The sequence below is a fragment of the Pseudomonas sp. D4-21 genome, assembly GCF_051132125.1.
Lineage (GTDB): Bacteria > Pseudomonadota > Gammaproteobacteria > Pseudomonadales > Pseudomonadaceae > Aquipseudomonas.
Genome location: NZ_CP071664.1, coordinates 4,332,114 through 4,358,950, shown reverse-complemented (window position 1 = coordinate 4,358,950; position 26,837 = coordinate 4,332,114). Strand labels below are relative to the sequence as shown.

The window sequence follows — 26,837 nt, the reverse complement described above, 5'->3', positions numbered from 1 at the left end:
GCCTTGCGGCGGTGGGGGCTTTTGTCTGGCTTGCCCCCGCTTATTGCACGGCAGGCTTGGTTTGGCGCTTGTCGATCTCGCCGATCAGGCGCTTGGCCAGGGCCGGGTAGTTTTCATCGAAGTGGTGGCCGCCCGGCAACTTGATGACTTCGCCCACGGCAGTCTTGTCGGTGCAGCCGCTTTCGTTGGCCTCTTCGGCGCCGTAGATGCACACCACTTTTTCGGCGGGCAGCTTGGCCATCTCCGGGCCGGTGGCGGCTTCGGTGCCGGCGTTGCCGAGCCAGCCCTCGACTTCGATTTCGAAGCTGCCGGTGCGAGCGAAGGCGAGCAGGATGATTGCATCGACACGCTGTTGCTCTGTCGCCGGTAGACGGTTGTAGATCGCCGGCAGCACATCGGCGCCGAAGGAGTAGCCGGTCAGGATGAAGCGCTTGGTGCCCCAGATCTGGCGGTAGTGCTGCATCAGCTCGGTCAGGTCGGCGGCGCTCTGTTCGGGGCTCTTGTGCTGCCAGTAGTAACGCAGGGTGTCGATGCCGACGACCGGGTAGCCGACCTTGGCCATTTCATCGGCCACGTCGCGGTCCAGGTCACGCCAGCCACCGTCGCCAGAGAGAAACAGCGTCACGGTATCCCGGGCCTGGCTGGCGGGCACCTCCACCACCGGGATGCTCAGGCCGCCCTTGCCCTTTTCGGCACCTACCAGGATCTTGCGCAGTTCATTGTTCAGCACTTGCGGCAGGTTGATGTCGTAGTCGCTGATGCTGGTTTCGGCATTGTGTTGATCACGAACGAACCCGGCGCTGGTGTCGTCGGGGTTATCGTTCCAGGCGACCAGCCAGTGACCGTGTGCGGCGCTCTTGGGCAGCAGGTGCGTGCAGCCAGGTTTTTCCAGGGCCAGGTCCACCGAGACGGCCCGGGCATTGTCGTCCTTCTGCTCGGCCAACCAGCGCCAGGCCAGCACGGCGCCGGGGCCGATGCCGCTGACCAGCGTGGCCGGGCCGTGGAGTTGTCTCAGGCCGGCCTGTAGAGCACGGCCTTGCAACATGCAGTCCTTGGGCAGGATCACTTGGACGATCTGTGCCGAGCCGCTGCGGCTGAGGGTCGTCAACTGGGTGTCGCTGAGCTTTTGGTCCTCATTCACGGCCACCAGCACCTGGGCGCGGGGCTTGGTGCCGGGGATGATGCGCGTCATTGGCACGCCGTCGGCGGGTTCCAGTTGTTCCAGGGTCGGTTGCGGGGCAGGGCGGTTCCAATACCAGTAGCCGCCACCGAGAATCACAGCCAGCACCAGCAGGGCGGCCACTACGTATCGCCACGAGCGTTGCATCATCAGCGTTTCACCAATCCAGTCAGGCCGCCTGCAATCAGGGCGGCGGTATCAGCCAGTGCAACCAGCGGATCGAGTCCGGCGGGCACGGCCATGTAACGAGGTTCCCAGTCAGGCTGGAATTTGTCTTTGAAGCGGCGCAGCCCCTGGAAATTGTAAAGCTGCTCGCCACGGCGAAACACCATCGACCCCAGGCGCTGGGTCAGCGGTGCGCCGCGACGCGGCTGCAAGCCCGACAAAGGGACCATGCCGAGACTGAAGCGAGCGTAGCCATGGTTTTTGTAATGCTGAATCAGGCCGACCATCATGAATTCCATGGTCAGCTTCGGCGCCTCGGGGTGGGCGCGCATCAGGTCGAGGCTGGCCAATTCGTGGTTGTGGGTTTCCAGCAGGTTGGCGAATGCCACCGGCCGGCCTTCGAAACGAATCACCGCGATGCGGAAATGCTTGAGGTAGTCATCGCTGAATCGTCCGAGGGAGAAGCCTTTTTCCCGGACGTTCTTGCCGGTCAGCCAGGCGTCGGAGATGACTTTCAGTTCCTCCATGGGCGCCTGGCCCGGCTCGTGGATTTCCAGCGACAGGCCATCGCGGGTGCCGCGATTCCAGGTGTAGCGCAGGTCCTTCATCTCTTTGCCCTTGGCTTCGAGATCGAAACGTTTGAGGTCGACTCGCGCCTCTTCGCCCAGCTTGATCGCGGTCAGGCCGATGTCCATGTAGTAAGGCAGGTTCTCGGCGCGTACCTGGTAGAACACTGGCCGGGCGTGATAGATGTCGCACAGGTCACGGAACTGCCAGATCATTTCCGCCCGTTGCTGGGTCGGCCCGATCGGGTCGTACAGCGCGACAAGGCTGCGGCCGCGACGGGCGTACATCAAAAATGCCTCGTCGTTGGGGTGAAACAGCAGCGCCTTGTCGCCGGTCAGGGCCAAGCCGCCGTCGGGTTGAGACGATGCCATGAGAATGGTCTTGGCGCGTTCCAGCTCTTGTGCCGTAGGCAAGTGAATCACCGGCCGCGCGGTGCGCAGCAACCAGGTCAGCGACACCACCACCAGCAGCACCGCGGCACCGAGCAATGAGCGCAGGCCGCGGGGAGCGTCGGCATCCAGGGTGAATTGCCACCACAGTTGATGGCTGTAGGGCACGTCCTGATAGGCGAACAGCAACAGCCAGATCGACGCCCCCAGGACGCACAGGCTAGCGATCAAGAACAACGGCGAAAACGGCAACTCGGTCAGGCGACTCGGCCTGTAGAACGAACGCCGGAAGATCGACAGCAGGGCAGCAGTCAAGGTCAGCAGCGTGGCTTCTTCCCAATCAAAGCCCTTGAGCAGCGAGAGCAGGGCACCCACCAGCAATAACACGGTGGTGAGCATCCAGGCGGCGGACAGGCGACGGCGCAAGCCTTGGGCCAGCAACAGGCACAGCACGCCAATCAGGCTGGCGCCAAAGTGCGAGGCATCCACCAGTCGGTGAGGAATCAGAAACCCGATGTGCTCCAGGCGGGTGTCGATTTCGGGTGTCACCCCGGAAAACAGCAGCACCACGCCCGACAAAAACACCAGCACGGCCAGGATCGGTGCCGCGAAACCTGACGCCGCCCGCAAGGACTGGCGTGTCTGGAAGAGTCGTTGCGCCTCGTTGATCAGCAGCAGCACGCACGCTACCAGCATCGGCAGCAGCACGTAGATCAAGCGATACAGCAGCAAGGCGGCGGCCAGCGGCGCGGCACCCAGCTTGTCGGCAAACGCGGCCAGCAGGATCGCCTCGAACACCCCGACCCCGCCCGGCACGTGGCTGAGTACACCGGCGGCCAGCGCGAGCAAGTACACCAACAGGAATGGACCGAACGGGGGCGCCTCGGGCAGCAACAGATAGAGCACCGTCGCGGCAGCTGCGACGTCCAGCGCGGTAATCACCAATTGCAGGAGCGTCAGGCGTCGGCCGGGCAGCCGCAAGGTCCGGCGACCGGCCCTGACCAGCAGGCTGTCGCGGTAGGGTTGGTCCGGCAGGCGACGGCGATAGATACCCACCGCCAGCACGCCAGTCAGCAGCAGCACCGCGACGGCGATCGATCCCAGCAACGTGGCTGGAAGATGCAAGGCGGCGGATGCCGCAGGCAGATTGCTCAGTGTCGCCAGGGCGGCCAAGGGCGGCAGGGCGCAGCCCAGCGACAGGCTGGCGAACAACGTCATATGGGCGACATCCGTCGCCCCCAGGCCATGGCGAGCATACAGGCGATAACGAACCGAGCCGCCCGACAGCAGCGACAGGCCGATGGCGTTGCCAATGGCGAAAGCGCTGAAGCCCCCTAGCACCAGGGTTTGCGGCGGCAGCTTCACCCCCGCGTAGCGGGTGGCGGACCACTCATAGCCCAGCAGAATGACAAAACCGGCCACGGTCGCGGCGATCGCGCCGAGCAGCGCCGGCCTCGGCACCTCGAGGATCGAGTCGTGAAGGGCGTAAAGGTCGAGCTCGCTCAACAGATGGCGGCAGGCGATCAAGGCAATTGCAAACAGGAGCAGCGTGACAGCGAGGCCGATCGGTTGCCGGTACTGGCTGATCCGCTCCATCCAGCGCAATCGCTCGGCCTTGATCGGTTGTGTCGCAGAAACAGTGTCTTGTGGGTCAGACGAGTGGGCGCGCATCAATCACCTCTTGAGCTATGCGCGACAGGATGGGGGTATCCAGCCAAGTTACCAATCCCTGCGGTGGAAAATATTACAAAATATTTGTCATGGAGTTTTTACGACACGCACAAAAAAGGCCACTCTTCCGAGTAGCCTTTCTTGATGTTTGGTTGCGGGAGCCGGATTTGAACCGACGACCTTCGGGTTATGAGCCCGACGAGCTACCAGACTGCTCCATCCCGCGTCTGTGTGGCGGCATTCTACAGGCGAACGCCAGAGTGTCAACCGTTAATAAGGGGCTGGGTGAAATAAACGACGAGTTCACCTAAATACACGAAAACAAAAGAAAATTGTCCTACAACCATCAGCAAGGGCTTAGGTTGATAGAAGCGCCATGGGGCGCAGGCGCATAAATCAGGCGCGCACAAAAAAGGCCACTCTTTCGAGTAGCCTTTCTTGATGTTTGGTTGCGGGAGCCGGATTTGAACCGACGACCTTCGGGTTATGAGCCCGACGAGCTACCAGGCTGCTCCATCCCGCGTCTGTGAGGCGGCATTCTACAGAAGATCGACGGGCTGTCAACCCTTATCCGGGAAAAACATGTTCCGCTTCAAGCGGTTAGCCCAGGGGCAGGGCCAGGTTTCGCGCTGTGACGCAAGCCGGGCAAGGGCTGGCGCCCTATTGGCGGGCTCTGGGTGATTGAGGAAATACATCCATGTAGGAATTTTCAAGGTTCAACGAAGGATCTTTCAAAGCACTGGTGCTATATACAGGTTCGAATGAGATACTGGCGCCCCGAATCAATCCGTGTGCCGCTTCTCTCATGACGCAACGCAAAATCATCCACGTCGACTGCGACTGCTTCTATGCCGCTATCGAGATGCGTGATGATCCGCAGCTGGCCGGCAAGCCATTGGCGGTCGGCGGCTCGGCGGACCGGCGCGGCGTAATCGCGACCTGCAACTATGAGGCCCGGGCCTATGGCGTGCGCTCTGCCATGTCTTCCGGCCATGCGCTGAAGCTCTGCCCTGACCTGACCATCGTCAAGCCGAGGATGGACGCCTACCGAGAGGCGTCGAAGGAAATCCACACGATCTTCAGCGATTACACCGATCTGATCGAGCCGCTGTCCCTCGACGAGGCTTACCTGGATGTCTCCGCCAGCGCGCATTTTGGCGGCAGCGCCACGCGTATTGCCCAAGACATTCGCCGGCGTGTCTCCAATCAGCTGCACATCACCGTGTCCGCTGGCGTTGCGCCGAACAAGTTTCTCGCCAAGATCGCCAGTGATTGGAAGAAGCCCAATGGCTTGTTTGTCATCACCCCCGACCAAGTGGAAGATTTCGTCTCGGCATTACCGGTGAATAAACTCCACGGTGTTGGCAAGGTCACCGCCGACAAGTTGAACAGGCTCGGGATCACCGATTGTTCACAGTTGCGTCAGTGGGACAAGCTCGCCCTGGTGCGTGAATTCGGCAGTTTTGGCGAGCGCCTCTGGAGCCTTGCCCGTGGGATCGATGAGCGTCTGGTGCACAACGACAGCCGTCGTCAGTCCATCAGCGTGGAAAACACCTACGACGTTGATCTGCCCGATCTGAAAAGCTGCCTGGACAAGTTGCCGGAGCTGATGGAAACCCTCAGCGGGCGCATGGCGCGGATCGACAGCAGTTACCGCCCGGGCAAGCCATTCGTCAAAGTCAAATTCCATGATTTCACCCAGACCACCCTGGAGCAGTCCGGGGCCGGGCGGGATCTGGGCAGTTACCAGCTTTTGTTGACCCAGGCCTTCAACCGTGGCGGCAAGCCGGTGCGGTTGTTGGGGATCGGGGTACGGTTGGAGGATTTGCGGGGAGGGTATGAACAGTTGGAGCTGTTTGATCGGTAAGCGCTCGTTGTGGTGAGGGATAATCCCCTCACCACAGGGGAAGCATCCCTCGTTCAGCCAGGTTCAACTCGCCCCTGGGTCCGCCACCAACCGTCCGCCATCCTTGGTCAACGCCTTCAGGAACTCGGTCTGCAGTTCCGGATCGTTGCGGGTCAGTTCGATCAGGCTTTGCTCCAGCTCACTGGCTTCTTCTTCAAGGCCCAGTTCCGACAGGCGTTTGACCCGGTGAACCCACTGGCTCACTTCGTCATCTTCCAGGTCGTCGTAGATCAATGCGTGGGCTTCGACCAATTTGCTGCGCAGGGTGCTGCTGATGCTCAGCGACGAGTCGGTATGCACCTCGTCCTGGGCATCCGTCACGCTGATTTGCAATTTGCCGAACTGGCTCAGGTCATGTTCGGCGAACGGGCTTTCCAGCAGGTTCAAGCGCAGCACCCCGTTGCGGTCGGTGCTCATCTCGAATGTCTGGCGGGCGGCCTTCACCTGTACCGAGCGTTCGCTCCAGGGCAGGCTCGAGTGCTCGGTGCGCTTGTCGCGCTGGATTTCGTCGATACCGGCCAGGTTTTGTTGCGCTCGACCGTTGGACGGGACGTTCATGAATGGGTTCAGGCCGGCGAAACCGTAGCTGATCCAGTCACGGGTCGCGGTGTCAGGCAAGGTGCCCAGGGCGAACACATTGACCACGTTCGCGCCGACACCGGCCACCACCGCCACCGCGCCCAGCGGGATCTCATAGACCTCGCGCCATGGCTGGTAGGGCGTGTAGCGATCGTAGTGCCGGGTGACTTCGAATTCAGTGACCTCGAAAGTTTTTTGCTCGTTGATCCGAACCCGACGCTGCGGTAAGTCGAGCACCTTGGGCTCGCCCACATCGATCTGCAGACTATGGTCGAGCAGCTTGCGCTCGATCCGTTCTTCGTGCTCGTTGCGTTGCGACATCTGGTTGGCGCAGCCGCTGACCAGCAGGGCGCCGCACAGTGCGGCGCCCCCGAGGCCTAAGGTGTTTCGCTTGAACATGACGTCTCTATCTGGTCTCAGCGGCGGATACGAGCCTGGAGGAAGGACAGCACTTCGGCGACCGGTAGCGCTTGCGGCTCGGCCTCGGTGCGGCTCTTGTATTCCAGGTTGCCTTCGGCCAGGCCGCGATCACTGACTACGATCCGGTGCGGGATACCGATCAGTTCCATGTCGGCGAACTTGATACCGGGGCTGGTTTTCTTGTCGCGGTCGTCCAGCAGCACCTCGAAGCCAGCGGCCGTCAATTCGGCGTAGAGCTTGTCGGTCGCTTCGCGAACCTGTTCGGTTTCATAGCGCAGCGGCACCAGCGCGACCTGGAAGGGCGCCAGTGTGTCGCTCCAGATGATCCCGTTCTCGTCGTTGTTCTGCTCGATGGCAGCGGCCACCACGCGGGATACACCGATGCCGTAGCAGCCCATCTGCAGGGTGACCGGCTTGCCGTTGTCGCCCAGCACCTCGCATTTCATCGCCTTGCTGTACTTGTCACCCAGCTGGAAGATGTGTCCGACTTCGATACCGCGTTTGATTTCCAGAGTGCCCTTGCCGTCCGGGCTTGGATCGCCGGCCACCACGTTGCGCAGGTCCGCGACGGCTGGAACCGGCAGGTCGCGCTCCCAGTTCACGCCGAAATAGTGCTTGTCGTCGATGTTGGCGCCGATGGCGAAATCGCTCATCAGCTCCACCGAGCGATCGATGATGATCGGCAGCGGCAGGTTCAGCGGGCCGAGGGAGCCGGCGCCGGCGCCGATGGCGTCGCGCAGCTCGGCGTCGGTGGCCATGACCAATGGGCTTGCGACGCCAGGCTGGTTGGCCGCCTTGATTTCATTGAGCTCGTGATCGCCGCGGACGATCAGGGCGATCAGCTTGCCTTCTTCTTCCGCGCGCACGATCAGGGTCTTGATGGTGCGTTCGATCGGCAGGTTGTAGCCTTCCACCAACTGGGCGATGGTCTTGGTGTTGGGTGTATCCACCAGGCGCAATTCTTCGGTCGGCGCGGCGCGGGACGTTTCCCGTGGCACGGCTTCGGCTTTCTCGATGTTCGCGGCGTAGTCGGAGCCGTTGCTGAAGACGATGTCGTCTTCGCCGGACTCGGCCAGTACGTGGAATTCGTGGGAGCCGGCACCGCCAATGGAGCCGTTGTCGGCTTCAACCGGGCGGTATTTCAGGCCCAGGCGGGTGAACACGTTGCAGTACGCCTGGTGCATGCGGTCGTAAGTAACCTGCAGCGACGCCAGGTCGGCGTGGAACGAGTAGGCGTCCTTCATGATGAACTCGCGACCGCGCATCAGGCCGAAGCGCGGACGGATCTCGTCACGGAACTTGGTCTGGATCTGATACAGGTTGATGGGCAGCTGCTTGTAGCTGCTCAACTCGTTGCGCATCAGGTCGGTGATCACTTCTTCGTGGGTCGGGCCTGCGCAGAAGTCGCGACCGTGACGGTCCTTGATGCGCAGCAGCTCGGGGCCGTACTCCTCCCAGCGTCCCGACTCCTGCCACAGCTCGGCCGGTTGGGTGCTCGGCATCAACACTTCCAGAGAGCCGGCGGCGTCCATTTCTTCACGGACGATGGCTTCGACCTTGCGCATGACCCGCAGGCCCATCGGCAGCCAGGTGTACAGGCCGGAGGCGAGTTTGCGGATCATGCCGGCACGCAGCATCAGCTGGTGGCTGATCACGACGGCGTCGGAAGGCGTTTCTTTCTGTGTGGCGAGCAAAAATTGACTGGTGCGCATGGTTGGCCGTTGTCGGTTGCTGATGACGAGAAGTGACGCAGCATTGTACGGGCGAGATGCCCTGGCGTACAGGCGCGTGGCCTGTTGCCGGATCCAGGCGCCGCTTTCTTCGGCGCCTGCTGAGCTTTCCTACGATTCTTGGGCCTACGACTCTTGGGCGGGCCGGGTCGGCGTCGATTTCGACTCCGGCTCTGACTCTGACTCCGTTCCGTGCGTCGAGTCCTGGCGGCGATTTTCCTGATACCAGTGGAGCGCGATCAGCAGCAAGGTTGGAACGCCGAGCAGGGCGGTGATCAGGAAGAAATCGTGATAGCCGAACTTTTCCACCATGACCCCGGAATACCCACCGATCAGGCGCGGCAGCAAGAGCATGATCGAGCTGAGCAGGGCGTACTGGGTTGCGGAGAATTTCAGGTTGGTCAGGCTGGACAGGTACGCGACGAATGCCGAGGTCGCCAGGCCGGAGCTGAAATTGTCCAGGGAGATGGTGACAATCAGCATCTCCAGGTCGGCGCCCATCCCCGTGAGCATCAAGAACAGGATATTGGTGGCCGCCGAGGACACGCCGCCAATGAACAGGATCGGCAAGATGCCGAATCGCACGATGAGCAGGCCGCCCATGCCGGCGCCCACCAGCGTCATGATCAGCCCGAATATCTTGCTGACGCTGGCGATCTGGTCCTTGGTAAATCCTTGGTCGATGTAGAACACGTTGGCCATGACGCCCATGACCGTGTCGGACATGCGGTATGTGGCGATCAGGCCGAGCAGCAGCAGCGCCTGCCAGCGGTAGCGCAGGATGAAGTCGTTGACGGGGGTGAGCACCGGCGCCAGGCCGCGACGGCCCATCGACGACAAGCACATGACAGTCAGGAGGATATAGAGGATGGCGCGCAGGAACGCCCGGTCCTCGAGCAGCAGGTCGAGCAGGCTGACGCCCTCGAACAGCACGCTGGCGAAGTCGGTGTTATAGAGTTGGGTGAACATGGCCGGAACCGACACCAGGAGCACGATCAGGACGAACACCGATGCGAGCTGATGGACGAAGGTATAGCGCCCGGCCTGCAACTGTGTGCGCAGTGGCACCGGAGGCTCGCGCATGAACAGTGAGGTCAGCAAGGCGGGCACCATCAGCACGCCGAACAACAGGTACGTGCCCGCCCAGGCCGAATGTTTGTAGCTGAACCCGGTGGAGCCGAAGCCCTCGGCGAAAAACAGCGCGCCGGCCGTGGCCAGCAGGGCGGCGACCCGGTAGCCGGACATGTAGCTGGCGGCCAATGCGGCCTGGCGGGTGTCGTCCACGATTTCCAGTCGATAAGCATCGACGGCGATGTCCTGGGTCGCGGAGGCGAAGGCCACTATCACCGCGATTGCGATCAGCCAGGACAGGTGCTTTTGCGGATCGCAGAAACCCATGCCCACCAGGCCCAGGATGACCAGCCCTTGGGATAGCACCAGCCAGGATCGGCGGCGTCCCAGCTTGCCCAGCAGTGGCAGGCGCCATTGGTCCAGCAATGGCGACCAGACCCATTTGAAGGCGTAGGCGAGGCCGATCAGGCTGGCGTAACCGATGGTCTCGCGAGCCACGCCGGCTTCGCGCAACCAGACCGAGAGCGTGGAAAACACCAGCATGTACGGCAAGCCGGCGGCGAAGCCAAGCAGCAACAGCACGAGCGTCGAAGGACTGGCATAGGCGGCGAGGGCGGCGCGCCAGGTTTTACGGGGCATGGGCTGGAGTCTGCCTCAAAAATTGCGAAAACAAAGCGCGCACTCTAACCGCTGTGCTCTACCGGGCGCCAGCCATGGCGCTGAATATCAACACGATTATTCAGGACACTGATCCCCTCCGTGCGCAAGCGCGCGCGTTGTTCGTCCCCTGAGGGGCTTCCCACCGGCAGGCTGATCCGACCGCCGGCACCGAGCACGCGATGCCACGGCAGCTTCGTGTCGCCGGGCAATTGGCTGAGGGCTCGTCCGACCCAGCGCGCGGCGCGGCCCAGCCCGGCCATTTCGGCGAGTTGGCCGTAGGTTACGACTTTGCCGGCAGGCACCTGTGCCAGGGTGAGGTAAAGCGTGGTGCGGCGGATCTGGGCGGCGTTCTGGGTGGCCGAAGTGGCGTCAGTCACAAGCGCGGTTCCTGAAAGTGTCCGTCTGTAGATTAATTCCTACAGGGCGGGTTGATAAATGAACTCATCTTCCATACGTGGGTCAGTCGTTGCTGAGGTGTCATCCTGGGGGATAATGCCGCCTTTTCATCGCAAACTTGAGCCCATTATCGCTTATGTTGTCCAGAACCCTGCTTTGCCTAGCTGTTACGAGCGCCTCCATGCCTTTGCTTGCCGATACCGTCTGGTTGAAGAACGGCGACAAGCTCAGCGGCAAGATCACCGTTTTCGACGGCGGCAAGTTGCTGATCCAGACCGATTATGCCGGCGCGGTCCCTATCGATTGGAAACAGGTCAAGACCCTTGAAAGCGACCAGCAGTTGTTGGTCAAGCAGGACGCTTACAGTGGCGAGAAAGCCAAGGCGTTGCAGGCGGCCGAGGATGGCAAGGTGACCTTGGCCAATGGTGATGTGCCCAAGACCGTCGAGCTGGCGAGCATCCAGCAGATTCTCAAGCCCAAGCCGGTGGTCGAGGATTTGGTGTGGAAGGGCAATATCGACGCCGCACTGGATTACCAGCGGGCGGAAAACGACACCGACGACTACGACATCGACTTCAAGACCTCGGCGCGCCACGGCAGGTGGCGGCACACCGCCGAAGGCGAATACAACCGCGAATTCCAGGACGACATAGTCTCGGCTGATAACTGGCGACTGGAGTACTCCCTCGACCGGTTCATCACCGATAAATGGTTCTGGCAAGGTCGGCTCAACTACAAGCGCGACAAAGTCGAGGACCTGGCCCGCCAGCGTGTCGTGGGTACCGGTCCGGGCTACCAGTTCTGGGACGACGAACTGGGTGCGTTCTCCCTGGGTTCGCTGCTCAACCGCACCGATTACGAGTACAGCGATGGCGGCAAGGACAACTTCTATTCCGTCGCCATGAAATGGGACTACAACCGTTACCTGATCGGCAAACGGGTTGAGTTTTTCACCAATGGCGAAGTCGGCAAGCCGCTGTCTGGCGTGGCGGATTATGCCTACGACGCAGAGTTGGGGTTGCGCTATAAAGTGACCGACTGGGCGTCACTCAATCTCAAGGCCGAGAAAGATGTCATCGAAGGGACGGAAGACAGCGACATCAGTAAGACGCGCTACACGGCTGGGTTCGGTGTGACCTGGTAATCCCAGGCTAATCAACGAACCCTCCTGTGGGAGCGAGCTTGCTCGCGATAGTGGTGGATCAGACAGACCGCTATCGCGAGCAAGCTCGCTCCCACAGTTTTTTTGTGCCTGAAAAATCAACAGGCACAAAAAAGCCCCGCTTTTAAGGGCGGGGCTTCTTATTAAAGCAAGTACAAGTTAGATAACTTGAACTTCTTCAGCTTGCATGCCTTTCTGACCGCGGGTAGCGATGAAAGAAACCTGTTGGCCTTCTTTCAGGCTTTTGAAGCCGTCGGATTGGATAGCTTTGAAGTGAACGAACAGATCGTCACCGGATTGTGGAGTGATGAAGCCGAAGCCTTTTTCATCGTTGAACCACTTAACGGTACCGGTTTGGCGATTAGACATGGTGTAACTCCTTGAACAAAGATAACTGCGACTCAGGAAGAACCCTGGCCGAGACTGAGTGCAAAGAGCAGGAAAAATTCTTGTAGATGGTTGGATCGAAATTCAACATATCGTGTAGAGATTCTCAGTGACACAAGCAGCACAGTGACGCCACCTTAACCCTTTTTCCGGAACGTGCCAATGGTCTTTGCGAAGGTTTCTCGGTTTTAATGACTGACGGCGCTGACGGTTGCCGCCAGGGCCCGGAAATCAAGGTGGATCGGCGAGAATTGCGTCCCGCACTTTGAACCCGCCCCGCGCCCCGGTAAGATGCCGGACAGTTTTTTCCACCTCGCTATTTCAGGAAACCCGCCATGAGCATCAAATCGGACAAGTGGATTCGCCGCATGGCGCAAGAGCACGGCATGATCGAGCCCTTCGTAGAGCGCCAGATGCGTGGCGAAGGCGCCGACCGGCTGATTTCCTTCGGAGTTTCCAGCTACGGCTACGATGTGCGCTGCGCCGATGAATTCAAGGTGTTCACCAACATCAACTCGGCCACCGTCGACCCGAAGAACTTCGACGAGAAGAGCTTCGTCGACATCAAGAGCGATGTCTGCATCATTCCGCCGAACTCCTTCGCCCTGGCCCGCACCGTCGAGTATTTCCGTATTCCGCGCAACGTGCTGACTATTTGCCTGGGTAAAAGCACCTATGCCCGTTGCGGCATCATCGTCAACGTCACGCCCCTGGAACCGGAATGGGAAGGCCATGTGACCCTGGAGTTTTCCAACACCACGACCCTCCCGGCCAAGATCTACGCCAACGAAGGCGTGGCGCAGATGCTGTTCCTCGAATCCGATGAAGAGTGCGAAGTGTCCTACAAGGACCGGGGTGGCAAATACCAGGGCCAGCGCGGCGTGACACTGCCGCGTACCTGATTCTGACGAGCTGTTGGAATTCCTGGGCGGGCAGGCACTCTATGAAGTGTACTGCCCGTTTTTTTGCGTCAGCCCAATGGGCCTTCGCTCAGGAGTAGCTCTATGAAGATCGATCCGCGAATCAGTGCCGAACTGGCAAGTCTTGAGCCCAATCAGATCGGCGTCCTGGCTTGGTCACTGCTGGCCCATCCTGCTGAAGCGGCAGGCGGCATCCCCGGCCAGCCAGATCCCGATACCCCCAACGAGCAGCCAACCGAACCCGGCGAACCGACACTTCCCGACGAGCCGCCTCCTGCGCCCGTAGCCTGATCACATATGGCCCGTCAGTTGAAGCGAATGCGCTTTAGCTGACGGGCCATATTTCGTTGTCGCCAATCACGAAGATCTTGCAGTCGTTGTCCTGCTCGACCCGATAGCCTCCGGTGAACGCACCGAAGGCCGGCAGCAGGCTGACATCACTACCGAGGCGGAAACACGGAAGCCGAAGCCGTTGCCGGCCTTTGCCTGTCAAGTGATAGACCGGGTGCACATGCCCGGCCAGCACATGTCGGCTTGGGTGCGGCGTGGGTTCGTGTTGCACGGCGAACGGGCCCAGCAGCAGTGGCTCGGGTACGACGCGGATATTCATCGAGGGCGGTGGATCGCCAGCGCTCTTGTCGTGATTGCCACGTATGAGCGTGATGGGAAGTGCTTGATGCCGTTCACGCCAACCGGCGAGAGCGTTCAGTGTGCCAGGGGCATGGGAACCAGGCCCGTGAAGGAAATCCCCAAGGAAAATCAGCAATCGACACGGCACGCTTGCCAGCAGTTGATCCAGCACGGCGATATTGCTCGCCGTCGTGCCGTGGGGCACCGGTTGGCCGAGGCTGCGATAGGCAGCGGCCTTGCCGAAATGTGCGTCGGCCACCATCAGGGTTTCCTGGGCCGGCCAGTACAGGGCTTTGTGCGGCAGCAGCCAGAGTTCTTCACCGGCGAGGTTGATGGGGTAGGGCGCGGGCATCAGACGGTACCTTTATCGGCGGTTCGTTCCAGTTCGCTGACCATCCGGCGGATGCGATCGGCAAGTTTTTCCGAGCTCATGCTTTCGCGGAACCGTTCCACCAATAACGGGAAGCCCAGCGGGGTGGGGCGTTTAATGATGTGCAGGTCCAGCTTCAACGTATCGAGGCGTTCCAAGGTCTGCTCCAGTCGGCGTATATCCAATTCTTCGCGCAGGACCTCCTCGCCGGCCTGGGCCAGCAGCAGGTTATCGGCGTCGTATTGCTTGAACACTTGAAAAAACAGTCCGCTGGAGGCCTGGACTTGCCGTGTGCTCTTCGGCGCGCCGGGATAGCCGGCGAATACCAGCCCGGCGATTCGGGCGATCTCGCGAAAGCGCCGCAGCGCCAGTTCTCCGGCATTCAGGCTGGCGAGCACGTCCACCAGCAGATTATCGGTGCGCAAGAGCCCCGGGTTCAGGTGCGCTGACCAGTCCACTTCGGTGGCGCTGAGCAGTTCCAGTCCGTAGTCGTTGACCGCGATGGAAAATGTCACCGATTGTCGCTGGCTGACGCGCCAGGCCAGCAGGCTGGCAAGCCCGAGGTGAACCTGGCGCCCGGCGAACGGATAGAGGAACAGGTGCCAGCCCTCCCGGGACTTGAGCGCTTCGGCCAGCAACGTGCCCTGCGTGGGGAGGCCGGACCAGCGCAGTTGCGTCGATAGCAATGGTTGCACGGCGCGCATCTCCGGGCCGTCGAAATGGCCTGCGGCGGCCTCGCTCAGGCGTGCTACGACCGCGGCGGCAAGTTCGCTGGAAAGTGGCATGCGGCCGCCGTTCCAACGTGGCACGGCAGCTTTTTTCGCCTGGCTGCGCCGCACGTAGGCCGTCATGTCTGCGACCCGGACCAGTTCCAATAACCGCCCGGCGAAGAGAAACCCGTCGCCGGGACGCAGCCGCGCGATAAAACCTTCTTCCACGCTGCCCAAGGTTTTGCCGCCCCCGCCCTTGCTCCAGAACTTCAGCTGCAGGCTGGCGTCGCTGACGATGGTGCCGATGCTCATGCGGTGGCGCCGGGCCAGGCGTGCGTCAGGCACGCGCCATACGCCGTGCTCGTCCGGCTCGACCCGTCGATAGTCAGGGTAGGCCGTCAACGAGAGTCCACCGTGGCGCACGAACGCCAGGGCCCATGCCCATTCGGCAGGGTTCAAATCGCGGTAAGCCCAGGCGCCACGCACCTCGTCGAACAGTTCGTCGGGCCTGAAACCGCCGCCCAGGGCCATGCTGACCAAATGCTGGACCAGCACGTCCAGGGGTTTGTGCGGCGATTCCCGGGGCTCGATGCGCCGCTGCGCCACGGCGTCCTGCGCGGCGGCGGACTCGATCAGTTCCAGGCTATGGGTCGGCACGAGTGTGATTCGCGAGGTCCGTCCCGGCGCGTGGCCGGAGCGTCCGGCGCGCTGCATCAGCCGCGCCACACCCTTGGCCGAGCCGATCTGCAACACCCGTTCTACCGGCAGAAAATCCACCCCAAGGTCCAGGCTTGAGGTGCACACCACCGCTTTGAGCTGGCCATCCTTGAGGGCTTGTTCCACCCAATCCCTGGTCTCGCGGGACAACGAGCTGTGATGCAGCGCGATCAGCCCGGCCCAGTCCGGACGTGTCTCGAGGATCGCCTGGTACCAGATTTCCGACTGCGCACGGGTGTTGGTAAAGACCAGGCAGCTGCTGCTGGCGTCGATTTCGGCGACGACCTGGGGCAGCATTTTCAAGCCGATGTGCCCGGCCCAGGGGAAACGTTCAAGGGTCGGCGGCAACAGCGTATCGACCTGTAGGGCCTTGGCGTTGGCACCCTGCACGCTGGCACCATTGCCTTGTGGGATAAGCACCTGTTCGGCGTGGGCCTGGTTACCCAGGGTCGCGGAGACTCCCCACACGATCAGCCCCGGATGCCAGCGCCGCAAGCGGGCCAGGGCCAGTTGCAACTGCACGCCACGCTTGTTGCCGAGCAATTCGTGCCATTCATCCACCACGACCATGCGCAAGGTCGAAACGGCGGTTTGCGCGTCGGCGCGGGCCAGCATCAGGGTCAGGCTTTCCGGGGTGGTGATCAGCGCCGTGGGCAGGCGTCGGCCTTGGCGGGCGCGTTCGTTCGCGCTGGTGTCACCGGTGCGCAGGCCGACGGTCCAGGGGATCTGCAACGGGTCGAGGGGCGCTTGAAGTGCCTTGCCGGTATCAGCGGCCAGCGCGCGCATCGGCGTTATCCACAAGACTGTCAACGGCTCGGCCGCAGGTTTGCGTTTTCGGGGTTTGTCCGGCGGCGGCACGGCGCGGGCGAAACGGTTGAGAGCGGCAAACCACACGGCGTAGGTCTTGCCGGCGCCGGTGCTGGCGTGCAGCAGCCCCGACTCGCCGCGCTTGACCGCGGCCCACACATTTTTTTGAAAAGCGAACGGCTTCCAGCCCCGGGCGTCGAACCACTTTTTTGCGAAGTTGCTGGATGTCGCCATGCGTGCCGTGTGCGCCCTGAAGGTCCTTCTTCAGTGACCACGGCAGGAGATGAAGGTTTATTTGATCGACTGGTCGGGCGCGGACCCCTGTGGGAGCGAGCTTGCTCGCGATAGGGCCAGCTCAGGCAGCATCGATGGCGACTGGTCTATCGCCTTCGCGAGCAAGCTCGCTCCCGCAGGTATTGCTGTGTTTAAGACTCGTTGATTGAACGCCAGCGGGAGCAAGCTCCCTCGCCACGGAGGCGGGGAGTTATTTCAGATTGCCGCTGAGGAACTGCTTGAGTCGCTCGCTCCTGGGGTTGCCCAGCACGTCTTGCGGCGCGCCTTCTTCTTCCACCAGGCCCTGGTGCAGGAACAGCACCTGGTTGGAAACCTTGCGGGCGAAGCTCATTTCGTGAGTCACCATGATCATGGTGCGGCCTTCTTCCGCCAGGCCTTGGATCACCTTCAACACTTCTCCCACCAGCTCCGGGTCGAGGGCGGAAGTCGGTTCGTCGAACAGCATGACTTCCGGCTCCATCGCCAAGGCGCGGGCAATCGCCACGCGCTGTTGCTGCCCGCCGGACAGGAACGCCGGGTATTGCTCGGCGACGCGGGCCGGCAGGCCGACCTTGTCGAGATAACGACGGGCGCGCTCGTCGGCTTCCTGCTTGCTGACACCCAGCACCCGGCGTGGCGCCATGGTGATATTTTCCAGCACGGTCATGTGGCTCCATAGGTTGAAGTGCTGGAACACCATGGCCAGGCGCGTACGGATGCGTTGCAGCTCGTCGGCATCGGCCACGCGCATGCCGTGATGATCCTTGATCATCTGGATCGACTGGCCGTCCAGGGTCATGGCGCCGTCGTTGGGTTGTTCGAGGAAGTTGATGCAGCGCAAGAAGGTGCTTTTGCCCGAGCCGCTGGCGCCGATCAGGCTGATCACGTCGCCGGTCCTGGCCTTGAGTGAAACCCCTTTGAGCACCTCGTGCTGGCCATAGCTCTTGTGCAGGCCTTCGATGGTCAGTTTGTACATGGAACAGGCATCCTCAAGGCGAAAGTAAGTAGCCGCTGCGGTAGGCTTCGGTTCCGGCGACATGGGCGATGACCATGCCGGCGGTGGCCATGCGGCGCAGCGAGCGGGCATAAAGCAGCCCGGCGTTGCGGCAATGAACGGGCGTGACGGTGTCGTTGACCGGGTCGATGATTTCGGCGATCAGTTGCCCCGCCTCCATGTACTCGCCGGGCATAGCGTTGTACACCAGCAGCCCGCCAACCGGCGTCGCCACCGGTTCGACGGCCGCCAGCGGCGTGGCCGGGTAGGGCAGGTCGGGCAACGGCACCGGTTCACCGTCGATGGCGCCGTAGTTGATCAGGTACTCGATCAATGCCTGGCAGTCGAGGCTCGCCAGGCCGTGGTTGACGTCACCCTGGCCGCGCAGTTCGACGGTGACCGAAAAGCTTCCCAGGGGAATCTCGAATCGTTCGCCAAAACGTTCCTTGAGCTGCCACCACAGCAGCGTGAAACACTCATCGAACGACTGGCCGCCCGAGTCGGTGGCCAACAGGCTGGCCTCGGCGCCGATGTAGCGTGCCAGCGGCTCGACCTGCGGCCAGGCTTCGGGGGTGGTGTAGAGGTGGGCCACGGCTTCGAAATCGCAATGCAGGTCGAGCACCATGTCGGCGTCGCAGGCCAGCCGCTGCAGGACCAGGCGCTGGGATTGCAATTGCGTGCTGGCGCTCTGGCGGCTCAGGGCATCGCGCAGGCTGGTACGGATCAGCCTCAGGTTGTGCCGCGGGTCGTCGGTCAGCAAGCCTTCGATTTCGTTGCCGATCTCTTCGCTCAAGTCGACGAACCGGCGGTTGAAATTCTGCCCGCTCTCCAACTCATAGCGGCCCAGCGGCACGTCCATCAGCACTTGTTCAAGGCCGATGGGGTTGGCGATCGGCACCAGCACGATCTCGTGTCGCAAATGGCCGGAGGCCTCCAACTCGGCCAGGCGCTGCTTGAGGTGCCAGGCCACGAGCATGCCGGGCAGCTCATCGGCGTGCAGGGACGACTGGATGTAGATTTTGCCATCGGCCTTTTCCGGGCCGAAGTGAAAGCTGTGGATCTTGCGTGCGGTCCCCGGCAGCGGGGCCAGCAGGTCATGTATCTGGTGGCGCATGTGCGTGTATGTCCTGGAACGGAAGCCTTAGTGGGTTGGCCCGAGGAAGGCCAGCCAGCGGCGTTCGGCGAGGCGGAAGAGGCCCACCAGTGCAAACGTTATGGTCAGGTAGATCAAGGCGGCGATCCCGAACGACTGGAACGTCAGGAACGTGGCCGAGTTTGCATCCCGCGCGACCTTCAGCACGTCTGGAACGGTAGCGGTGAACGCCACGGTCGTCGAGTGCAGCATCAGAATCACTTCGTTGCTGTAATACGGCAGCGAACGACGCAGGGCCGACGGCATGATCACGTAGGCGTAGAGTTTCCAGCCGGTCAGGCCGTAAGCCTTGGCCGCCTCGACCTCGCCGTGGTTCATGCTGCGAATGGCCCCGGCGAAAATCTCCGTGGTGTAGGCGCAGGTGTTCAAGGCGAATGCCAGGATCGTGCAGTTCATCGCGTCGCGAAAGAAACTGTCGAGCATGGGTTGGGCGCGCACCGCCTCGAGGCTGTAGATGCCGGTGTAGCAGATCAGCAGCTGAATGTAGAGCGGCGTGCCACGGAACAGGTAGGTGTAGAACTGCACCGGCCAGCGGACGTAGAACCTGGGTGAAACCCGGGCAATGGACAGCGGGATCGATACCACGAAGCCGATCAGCAACGAAGCGCTGAGCAGCCACAGAGTCATCGCCAGGCCCGTGATGTTGACGCCGTCGCTGTAGAGAAACGGTCGCCAGTATTCCTGCAGGAGTTCGATCATCGCACCGCCTCCCGGGCTCCGGCGGCGTAGCGCCGTTCAAGCCAGCGCAGGATGATATTGGACGCGCTGGTGATCATCAGATAGATCAGCGCCGCGAGCACCAGAAAGTAGAACAGCTGGTAGGTGCTCTTGCCCGCGTCCTGGGCCGCCTTGACCAGGTCAGCCAGGCCGATGATCGACACCAGCGCGGTGGCCTTGAGCATCACCATCCAGTTGTTGCCAATGCCCGGCAGGGCAAAGCGCATCATTTGCGGGAACACCACGTAGCGGAAACGCTGGCCACGCTTGAGGCCATAGGCCGTGGCCGCTTCGACCTGCCCGCGAGGCACCGCGAGAATCGCGCCACGGAACGTTTCGGTGAAGTACGCGCCATAAATGAAGCCGAGGGTGATGACCCCGGCGCCGAATGGGTTGATCTCGATGTATTCCCATTCCATGAAATCGGTAAAAGACGTCAGCCAGGTTTGCAGGCTGTAGAAGATGAGCAGCATCAGCACCAGGTCGGGTACACCGCGAATCAGCGTGGTGTAGAGCTGGGCTGGAACACGCAGCAGTTTGACGCTGGACAGCTTGGCGCTGGCGCCCAGCAGGCCGAGCAGAACGCTTAACAACAGGGACAGGGCAGAGAGCTTGATCGTCATCCAGGTGCCCTGCATCAGCAGCGGGCCGAAGCCCTGCAGGCTGAAGGCCGAGAGCCCCAGATTTTGTAGGAGTTGTTCGAACATGGAAGATTGCCTTGGGCAGAAAAAAAGTGCCCACCCGAAACCGGGTGGGCACTGCGCATTATTTGCCGCTGTACAGATTCAGATCGCCAAAGTGTTTTTTCTGGATTTCGGCGTACTTGCCGTCGTCGTGTAACGCTTTGATACCTTTATCCAAAAGCGCCTTCAGCTCTTTGTTACCTTTCTTGATACCGATAGCGGTCTTGGAGGGCAGCAGTTCGCTGTCCACTGGCTTGCTGACTTCATAGCCTTCGCCTTTTGGCGACTTCAGGAAGCCCAGCTCAGCCTGGAGCATGTCCTGGATCGCGGCATCGAGGCGGCCGGAGGTCAGGTCGGAATAGACCTGGTCCTGGTTCTGGTAGGCCTGGGTCTTGACGCCAGCCTTGTCCAGCACGGTCTTGGCGTAGGTTTCCTGGATGGTGCCTTGCTCGTAGCCAACGGTCTTGCCTTTGAGCGAGGCAACGTCTTCGCTCAGGCCCGAACCTTTCTTGAATACATAAGCCGTTGGGCCGGAGAACAGTTCGTTGGAGAAGTCGATGACTTTTTCGCGGGCCGGGGTCACGGTCATGGACGAGATCACGCCGTCGAATTTATTGGCCTTGAGGCCTGGGATCATGCCGTCGAAATCGCTTTCGACCCATTTGCATTTGACCTTCAGTTCTGCGCAGATCGCATTGCCCAGGTCGATGTCGAAACCGACCAGATTGCCGTCGGCGGCCTTGGATTCGAACGGGGCGTAGGACGGGTCGACACCAAAACGCAGTTCCTTGTATTCCTTGGCCGTGGCAGCGCCAGCAGCCACGCACAATGCCAGTGCAGAAAGGGTCAGCAGTGCTTTTTTCATTATTGAGTCCCTAAAACCAATTTGAGCGCTTGTGGCGCGTTGGATTGTTACCGGTGAAGGTCTGAACGGTATGACGGCATAAAGGTAGCAATTTCCGAACCATAGTGCCGAACAAGTGTTTTAAAAGCACTCGCGGCAGGTGACGGAACGCGATGGTGCGCGGGGATGAGCGTACATCAAAAAGCGCACCGGGATGGAGCGTGCGCTGTTTGGAAAAACGCTATGGCAAAAGACGAACGGTTTTTTGTGGCGAGGGGTGTTATTTCAGCAAGTCCTGAAGGGTTGCCAGTGTGTCGGCCTCATCGACGCTCTTATCCTGGCGCCAGCGCAACATTCGCGGAAACCGCACCGCGATCCCACTCTTGTGGCGCTTGGACAGGGCGATGCCTTCGAAGCCCAATTCGAACACCAAGGTGGGGGTGACGCTGCTTACCGGGCCGAACTTTTCCACGGTGGTCTTGCGCACGATGCTGTCGACCTGGCGCATTTGTGCATCGGTCAGGCCTGAATAAGCCTTGGCGAACGGCACCAGCGTGCGTTCGCGACTGCCCGGCGGGTTGTCCCACACCGCGAAGGTGTAGTCGCTGTACAGGCTGGCGCGTCGGCCATGGCCGCGTTGGGCGTAGATCAACACGGCATCGACGCTGAACGGGTCGATTTTCCATTTCCACCAAACGCCCATGTCCTTGGTCCGCCCGACGCCGTACAGCGCATTGCGGGCCTTGAGCATCATGCCTTCGACGCCGAGGCTGCGTGAGGCTTCGCGCTGGCGGGCGAGGTCGAGCCAGTCCCGGCCGGTCACGACGGGCGACGGCAACAGCACGGGGCTGTGGCAGCGGGCGACGAGGGTTTCCAACTGTTCGCGACGCTCGGCCTGGGGCCGGCTGCGCCAGTCCTCGCCTTGCCATTCCAGCAGGTCATAGGCCATCACCACCACGGGGGCGTCTTCGAGGATTTTCTTGCCCAGGGTCTTGCGACCAATGCGTTGTTGCAACAAGGCGAAGGGTTGCACCGCAGGTTGCAGTGGCGCCTGCGGGTCGAAAGCGTCGTCGGTGACTGACTGCGGCGCTTTCCAGACGACGATCTCGCCGTCGATTACCGTGCCGTCGGGCAACGCCTGGGCCAGTGGGTGCAGTTCCGGGAATCGTTCCGTGACCAGGTCCTCGCCTCGGGACCAGATCCACAAGTGGCCGTCGCGCTTGATCACCTGGGCGCGGATCCCGTCCCATTTCCACTCAACCTGCCAGTCACTGGCTGGCCCCAGCAGGGTGTCGAATTGCTCCGCCGGTTGCGACAGGGCGTGTGCCAGGAAGAACGGATATGGCTGGCCGCCGCGCTGGGCATGTTCATCGTCGGACTCGGCGGCGATCAGCTTGAGGTAGCTGGCCGCCGTGGGACGATGGGACAGATCGGTGTAGCCCACCAGTCGTTGGGCCACCCGTTTGCTGTCCAGCCCGGCCATGGTCGCCAGGGCACGGGTCACCAATAGCTTGGACACACCGACGCGGAAACTGCCGGTGATCAGCTTGATGCAGAGCATCAGGCTCGACCGGTCGAGCTGCGCCCACAGCGCCGGAAGCCGTTGAGCCAGGACCTCGGGCGACTCACCGCGCAGCGGCAACAGTTTCTCTTCGATCCAAAGCGCCAGGCCCTCGTCGCTGTTGTGGGTCGATTCGGGAAGGACCAGAGAAATGGTTTCGGCCAGGTCGCCCACGGCCTGATAACTTTCCTCGAACAGCCAGAGCGACAACCCGGACACCCGGACCGCCAGCTCCCGCAGGATTTTCACCGGCACCAGTTGCCGTGGACGGCCACCGGAGAGGAAGTACACGGCCCAGGCGGCATCTTCCGGCGGTGCCTTGCCGAAATAATCCTGCATGGCGGCCAGCTTGGCGTTGCTGGAGGTGGTGGCGTCCAGTTCGGCATACAGCTCGGCGAAGGCTTTCATGGTGCCTCCTCGCCGCTGACGGGTGCCTGGGCGAGGTCTTCTTCATCGTCGCCGTACTCGGTGGTGAAACCCTGGGCGTCGAGACCTTGTTCGCAAAGGTGGCGCACCAGCACGGCGACCGAACCATGGGTGACCATGACCCGCTCGGCGCCGGTCTGCTCGACGGCCCAGAGCAGGCCAGGCCAGTCGGCGTGGTCGGACAATACGAATCCGCGGTCCACGCCGCGGCGCCGACGGGTGCCGCGCAGGCGCATCCAGCCACTGGCGAAGGCGTCGCTGTAGTCGCCGAAACGACGCATCCAGCTGCTACCGCCGGCGGAAGGTGGAGCAATGATCAGCGCCTGGCTCATGATCGGGTCGTTCTTTTTGAAATCGCCCGCATAAAGTGTCGGCGGCAGGTGAATACCTGCTTCTCGGTACACCCGGTTCAACGGTTCCACCGCGCCGTGGGCGAGGATCGGCCCGAGGCTGTCATCGATGCCGTGGAGAATCCGCTGGGCCTTGCCGAAGGAATAGCAGAACAACACGCTGGCCCGGCCGGCGGCAATGTTCCCGCGCCACCACTGGTTGATCTCATCAAAGACTTGCGCCTGGGGTTGCCAGCGATAGATCGGCAGGCCGAAGGTGGATTCGGTGATGAACGTGTGACAATTCACCGGCTCGAACGGTGCGCAGGTGCCGTCGGGCTCGACTTTGTAATCGCCGGAGGCGACCCACACTTCGCCTTCGTATTCCAACCTGACCTGGGCCGAGCCCAGCACATGGCCGGCGGGATGAAAGCTCAGCGTCACGCCGTGATGCCGCAGGCGTTCGCCATAGGGCAGGGTTTGCAGATTGATGTCCTGGCCCAGCCGGGAACGGAGAATGCCTTCGCCGGGGGCCGCTGCGAGGTAGTGCTGGTTGCCGCCGCGGGCATGATCGCCGTGGGCGTGGGTAATCACTGAGCGTTCTACCGGGCGCCAGGGGTCGATGTAGAAATCTCCGGGCGGACAGTACAGGCCTTCGGGGCGGGCAATGACAAGATCCATGCGGTCACCGGGGCGATGGGCTTGTCAGGTAGAGGCGGGGGCGGGGGGAGAAGTTCGATCGGTTTTCAGAGGACGGACTGACGCCATCGCGAGCAAGCTCGCTCCCACAGTGGCTTGGTGTGATGCGGAAATACGGAACTCAACACCGCCTCATTGTGGGAGCGAGCTTGCTCGCGATGGCAATTTTCAACTCACCGCAAATCTCAAAGGCCGTTCCAGGTTATTTTCCAGGCACCAACGTCAACCGCGCCTTGCCATACCCGCGATCAAAGTTCTGCGGTTGCATCGGCAGGCTTTGATACTGCGCCTTGATCCACGGATCGATGCCGTTCACATAGTTCGGGCTGGCCGGGTTCCCCGATTGACCGGCGCCGCCCTGGATCGTCAACGGCTCGGGCTGGCTGAAATCGACGATCAAGCGCAGGGCCGGCGCCAGGGCGGTGTTGAAATCCTGGCCCCAGGCGAATGCGGCGGCATTGAGCGTGGTGCCATCACCGCCAGCCGCCAACGGCCCACGTACGACCTGGCCGCTGGTGTTTTTCCACTCGTAGCGGTGCAGTTTCCCCCACTGCCAAGTGGTGTGATCGCTGCCCAGTTGGCTCTCGCCGACAGTGATTGCCGCTGCCAGGCTGCGAGCCAGGATCACGGCCTTGTCTTCTTTCTGCGGGGTGCGCACGTCGTCCCAGAACGGGCTGTCCTCGCGGCCGAGCAGGTGATCGGCCTGGGCCGAGTAGGATCGTTGGCCGTTCGCGACCAGTGCTTTCCAAGCCGGGCTGCTTTCCGGACCCAGTTCATCGAGGAACGTCTGCTTCATGCTTTCCTGCAGGAACAGCTCGTAGAGCGCCGCGTCGGTGGACACCGGGCTGAGCCTGCCGTCGAACGCCATCAGGCGGGTGTAGGCCTCGCGAGCCTTGGCCCGGTCCGCCACCGGCAGGGCTTCGATCGCCTGTTTCAGCGGCTGGGCCATGCCTGGGGCTTCGAAGACTTTCTTGAGTTTGGCCGCGAACGTCGTGGTCTGGTCATATTGCATGGCGCTCAGGCTGCGGGCGTCGTGCTTGCCGGCGCCGGCCAGTTCGGCCAGGCGCTCGCCACGCTCCGGCGCCGCCCAGGAGTTAGACAATTGCATGCCGTAGCCATGGGGAATGACTCGCTGGTTGGTAGTGCCGAGCCAACCCTGGACCGGGTCCTGGTCGTAGGGGTGCAGCATCGGGTCGGCATAACCGTCCCAGTCATAGCGACCCTCCCAGCCGGGCGATGGCAGCAATCCTTCGCCTTCACGGCGGTTGGGGTAGCGGCCGGTCACTTGCCAGCCGATGTTGCGCGCGTCGGCAAACACCATGTTCACCGCCAGGGCGCGAATCTCCCGGCTCGCATCCGAGGCTTTCTCGATATTTCGCGAGCGTGACAGATCGAAGAACGCATCCAGGGTCTTGTCGTCGGTGAAGCTCGGCAATTGCAAGGCCAGCCCCAGACCGTTGGCCATGGACGGGCCTTGGGCGCTGTTGAGCAGGGGGCCGTGGCGGGTCTCGTACACGGCTTCACGAATAGACCGTTGACCCTTGATGAAATAGGTTTCGTTGCGCACGGTCGCCGGCTGCCATTTGCCGTTCACTTCGTAGGACAGCCCGTTGCCCTGGCGTCGGATCTTTTCCAGGAAGAGGTCTTGGTTGTCACCAAGGACGCTGGTCATGCTCCACGCCACGTGGCCGTTGAAGCCGGCCAGGATCATCGGAATACCCGCCACGGAAAGCCCGGCCGCCTGGTACTTGGGCGCGCGGATCTGCACCGGGCTCCAGAGCGACGGCACGCCCAGCGGGCCATGGCTGTCGCTGGCCAACAGGCTTTTACCGTTGCGGCTGCGTTGCGGGGCGATGGCCCAGTTGCTCGAAAACGCTGCGCCCAACAGATTCAGGTCGGACAACTGGGCGCCAGCCTTGCTGATTTGGTCCAGGCCGGGCACCTGGCCATTGAGGCGGACGCCCTGAAGTTTATCGGCTTCCGCCAGAGGCAGCGGTTCATCGGGGTAGGACGGGCTCAGCCAGGCCAGTTTGTCGTTTGTGACGGTCTGGGCCAGCACCAGGGTGGCCAGCTCTTCCGGCAAGTTGGCCGACTGGCTGAAATTCAGCAGGCAGAACAGCAGCGCCGAGTCTTCCGGCTTCCAGTATTCGGGCTTGTAGCCGGTGGCAGCCAAGTCCGCCGGCAACTTGTCGCGATAGCGGAACAGGTAGGCATTGACGCCCCGGGCATAGACTTCAAAGAATCGCTTGAGGCGCGGCGATGACGCTTTATAAAGCTCGTCGGCGTTTTTCTTCAGGTTCACCGCCCGCATGTAGCGGTCGATATCGAGCCGTTCGGCCCCGGACATTTCCGCCAGCCGACCTTGGGCAAGCAGGCGCAGGGTCGCCATCTGCGTGATCCGATCACTGGCGTGGACATAGCCGAGGGCGAACAGGGCGTCGTGGAAACTGTTGCTTTCGATCAACGGCATGCCCATGGCGTTGCGCCGGACCGAGACATTCTGCGCCAGCCCCTTGAGCGGTTGCACGCCGGTGGTAGGCGGGACAGTGTCCTGGGTATTCCAGGCCTGGCAACCGCTCAAACCGAGCACACTGGCCGCTGCTGCGGCTACGCCGAGCTTGGGAATGAGGGAAATAAAGGCTGGCGAGGCCATGGCAAAGCTCCTGCGGGAGGGGTGGCACCAATAAAGGCGCTACGTTAGTGAGCAGGAAGGGGCCGCGC

The 26,837-nt window shown here is 61.8% G+C and carries 21 protein-coding genes and 2 tRNA genes; 4 read left to right on the top strand and 19 right to left on the bottom strand.

Going from position 1 to position 26,837, the window contains the following annotated elements; translation table 11 throughout:
* Positions 1-40: 40 nt before the first annotated feature.
* From J3Q04_RS19455 to J3Q04_RS19440, 4 genes are all read right to left on the bottom strand, one after another.
* Positions 41-1,330 (bottom strand): virulence factor family protein, encoded by a 1,290-nt coding sequence (locus tag J3Q04_RS19455; RefSeq protein WP_434609897.1) that lies wholly within the window; start codon positions 1,328-1,330, stop codon positions 41-43.
* A complete protein-coding gene (mprF, locus tag J3Q04_RS19450) occupies positions 1,330-3,897 on the bottom strand; it encodes a bifunctional lysylphosphatidylglycerol flippase/synthetase MprF (protein ID WP_434611528.1) in 2,568 nt (855 codons plus the stop codon). The genes J3Q04_RS19455 and mprF overlap by 1 nt, the downstream gene beginning before the upstream one ends.
* Before the next feature lie 224 nt (positions 3,898-4,121).
* Positions 4,122-4,198: transfer RNA gene (locus tag J3Q04_RS19445), tRNA-Met, on the bottom strand.
* A 220-nt stretch (positions 4,199-4,418) separates the two neighbouring features.
* A tRNA-Met gene (locus tag J3Q04_RS19440) sits at positions 4,419-4,495 on the bottom strand.
* Between the two features lie 282 nt (positions 4,496-4,777).
* On the opposite strand from J3Q04_RS19440, the gene dinB reads away from it, so the two are divergent.
* On the top strand, positions 4,778-5,839 hold the full coding sequence (gene dinB, locus J3Q04_RS19435; RefSeq protein ID WP_420764295.1) for a DNA polymerase IV: 1,062 nt from the start codon (positions 4,778-4,780) through the stop codon (positions 5,837-5,839).
* 63 nt (positions 5,840-5,902) lie between these two features.
* Here dinB and J3Q04_RS19430 read toward each other — a convergent pair whose 3' ends face one another.
* From J3Q04_RS19430 to J3Q04_RS19415, 4 genes are all read right to left on the bottom strand, one after another.
* The gene (locus J3Q04_RS19430) at positions 5,903-6,856 is read right to left on the bottom strand and encodes a hypothetical protein (RefSeq protein ID WP_434609900.1); all 954 of its coding nucleotides are present in this window, start codon (positions 6,854-6,856) and stop codon (positions 5,903-5,905) included.
* Positions 6,857-6,873: 17 nt separating this feature from the next.
* On the bottom strand, positions 6,874-8,589 hold the full coding sequence (locus tag J3Q04_RS19425; protein ID WP_420764297.1) for a proline--tRNA ligase: 1,716 nt from the start codon (positions 8,587-8,589) through the stop codon (positions 6,874-6,876).
* Positions 8,590-8,733: 144 nt separating this feature from the next.
* Positions 8,734-10,317 (bottom strand): AmpG family muropeptide MFS transporter, encoded by a 1,584-nt coding sequence (locus tag J3Q04_RS19420; RefSeq protein ID WP_434609902.1) that lies wholly within the window; start codon positions 10,315-10,317, stop codon positions 8,734-8,736.
* A 44-nt stretch (positions 10,318-10,361) separates the two neighbouring features.
* Positions 10,362-10,715, bottom strand: a complete 354-nt coding sequence (locus J3Q04_RS19415) for an MGMT family protein (RefSeq protein ID WP_434609904.1) — start codon at positions 10,713-10,715, stop codon at positions 10,362-10,364.
* A gap of 155 nt (positions 10,716-10,870) precedes the next feature.
* On the opposite strand from J3Q04_RS19415, the gene J3Q04_RS19410 reads away from it, so the two are divergent.
* Positions 10,871-11,878: a DUF481 domain-containing protein gene (locus J3Q04_RS19410; RefSeq protein WP_420764300.1), complete on the top strand. Its 1,008-nt coding sequence runs from the start codon at positions 10,871-10,873 to the stop codon at positions 11,876-11,878.
* 177 nt (positions 11,879-12,055) lie between these two features.
* Here the strand turns inward: J3Q04_RS19410 and J3Q04_RS19405 are convergent, their stop codons facing one another.
* Entirely contained in the window at positions 12,056-12,265 is a 210-nt protein-coding gene (locus tag J3Q04_RS19405; protein ID WP_002554837.1) for a cold-shock protein, read from the bottom strand.
* A gap of 353 nt (positions 12,266-12,618) precedes the next feature.
* Between J3Q04_RS19405 and dcd the strand changes: the two genes are divergently transcribed.
* Both dcd and J3Q04_RS19395 read left to right on the top strand, forming a co-directional pair.
* On the top strand, positions 12,619-13,185 hold the full coding sequence (dcd, locus tag J3Q04_RS19400; RefSeq protein WP_017126297.1) for a dCTP deaminase: 567 nt from the start codon (positions 12,619-12,621) through the stop codon (positions 13,183-13,185).
* A 102-nt stretch (positions 13,186-13,287) separates the two neighbouring features.
* Complete coding sequence (locus tag J3Q04_RS19395; protein WP_420764301.1) at positions 13,288-13,494, top strand: hypothetical protein; 207 nt, start codon at positions 13,288-13,290, stop codon at positions 13,492-13,494.
* A 34-nt stretch (positions 13,495-13,528) separates the two neighbouring features.
* Here the strand turns inward: J3Q04_RS19395 and pdeM are convergent, their stop codons facing one another.
* The 10 genes from pdeM to J3Q04_RS19345 all read right to left on the bottom strand — a co-directional run bounded on the left by pdeM (position 13,529) and on the right by J3Q04_RS19345 (position 26,769).
* On the bottom strand, positions 13,529-14,185 hold the full coding sequence (gene pdeM / locus J3Q04_RS19390; protein ID WP_420764302.1) for a ligase-associated DNA damage response endonuclease PdeM: 657 nt from the start codon (positions 14,183-14,185) through the stop codon (positions 13,529-13,531).
* Entirely contained in the window at positions 14,185-16,671 is a 2,487-nt protein-coding gene (locus tag J3Q04_RS19385; RefSeq protein ID WP_434609908.1) for a ligase-associated DNA damage response DEXH box helicase, read from the bottom strand. The genes pdeM and J3Q04_RS19385 overlap by 1 nt, the downstream gene beginning before the upstream one ends.
* 250 nt (positions 16,672-16,921) lie before the next feature.
* Positions 16,922-17,686, bottom strand: a complete 765-nt coding sequence (locus J3Q04_RS19380; protein ID WP_420764304.1) for an ABC transporter ATP-binding protein — start codon at positions 17,684-17,686, stop codon at positions 16,922-16,924.
* Positions 17,687-17,699: 13 nt separating this feature from the next.
* Entirely contained in the window at positions 17,700-18,818 is a 1,119-nt protein-coding gene (locus tag J3Q04_RS19375) for a succinylglutamate desuccinylase/aspartoacylase family protein (protein ID WP_434609910.1), read from the bottom strand.
* Between the two features lie 27 nt (positions 18,819-18,845).
* Positions 18,846-19,556 (bottom strand): ABC transporter permease, encoded by a 711-nt coding sequence (locus tag J3Q04_RS19370; RefSeq protein WP_434562618.1) that lies wholly within the window; start codon positions 19,554-19,556, stop codon positions 18,846-18,848.
* Complete coding sequence (locus tag J3Q04_RS19365; RefSeq protein ID WP_420764307.1) at positions 19,553-20,281, bottom strand: ABC transporter permease; 729 nt, start codon at positions 20,279-20,281, stop codon at positions 19,553-19,555. Before J3Q04_RS19365 ends, J3Q04_RS19370 begins: the two co-directional genes overlap by 4 nt.
* Before the next feature lie 58 nt (positions 20,282-20,339).
* Positions 20,340-21,122: a transporter substrate-binding domain-containing protein gene (locus J3Q04_RS19360; RefSeq protein ID WP_434609912.1), complete on the bottom strand. Its 783-nt coding sequence runs from the start codon at positions 21,120-21,122 to the stop codon at positions 20,340-20,342.
* A 259-nt stretch (positions 21,123-21,381) separates the two neighbouring features.
* Positions 21,382-23,070, bottom strand: a complete 1,689-nt coding sequence (locus J3Q04_RS19355; RefSeq protein ID WP_434562622.1) for an ATP-dependent DNA ligase — start codon at positions 23,068-23,070, stop codon at positions 21,382-21,384.
* Complete coding sequence (locus tag J3Q04_RS19350; RefSeq protein WP_434609915.1) at positions 23,067-24,098, bottom strand: ligase-associated DNA damage response exonuclease; 1,032 nt, start codon at positions 24,096-24,098, stop codon at positions 23,067-23,069. The genes J3Q04_RS19355 and J3Q04_RS19350 overlap by 4 nt, the downstream gene beginning before the upstream one ends.
* 220 nt (positions 24,099-24,318) lie before the next feature.
* The gene (locus J3Q04_RS19345) at positions 24,319-26,769 is read right to left on the bottom strand and encodes a penicillin acylase family protein (protein WP_434609917.1); all 2,451 of its coding nucleotides are present in this window, start codon (positions 26,767-26,769) and stop codon (positions 24,319-24,321) included.
* Positions 26,770-26,837: the final 68 nt, after the last annotated feature.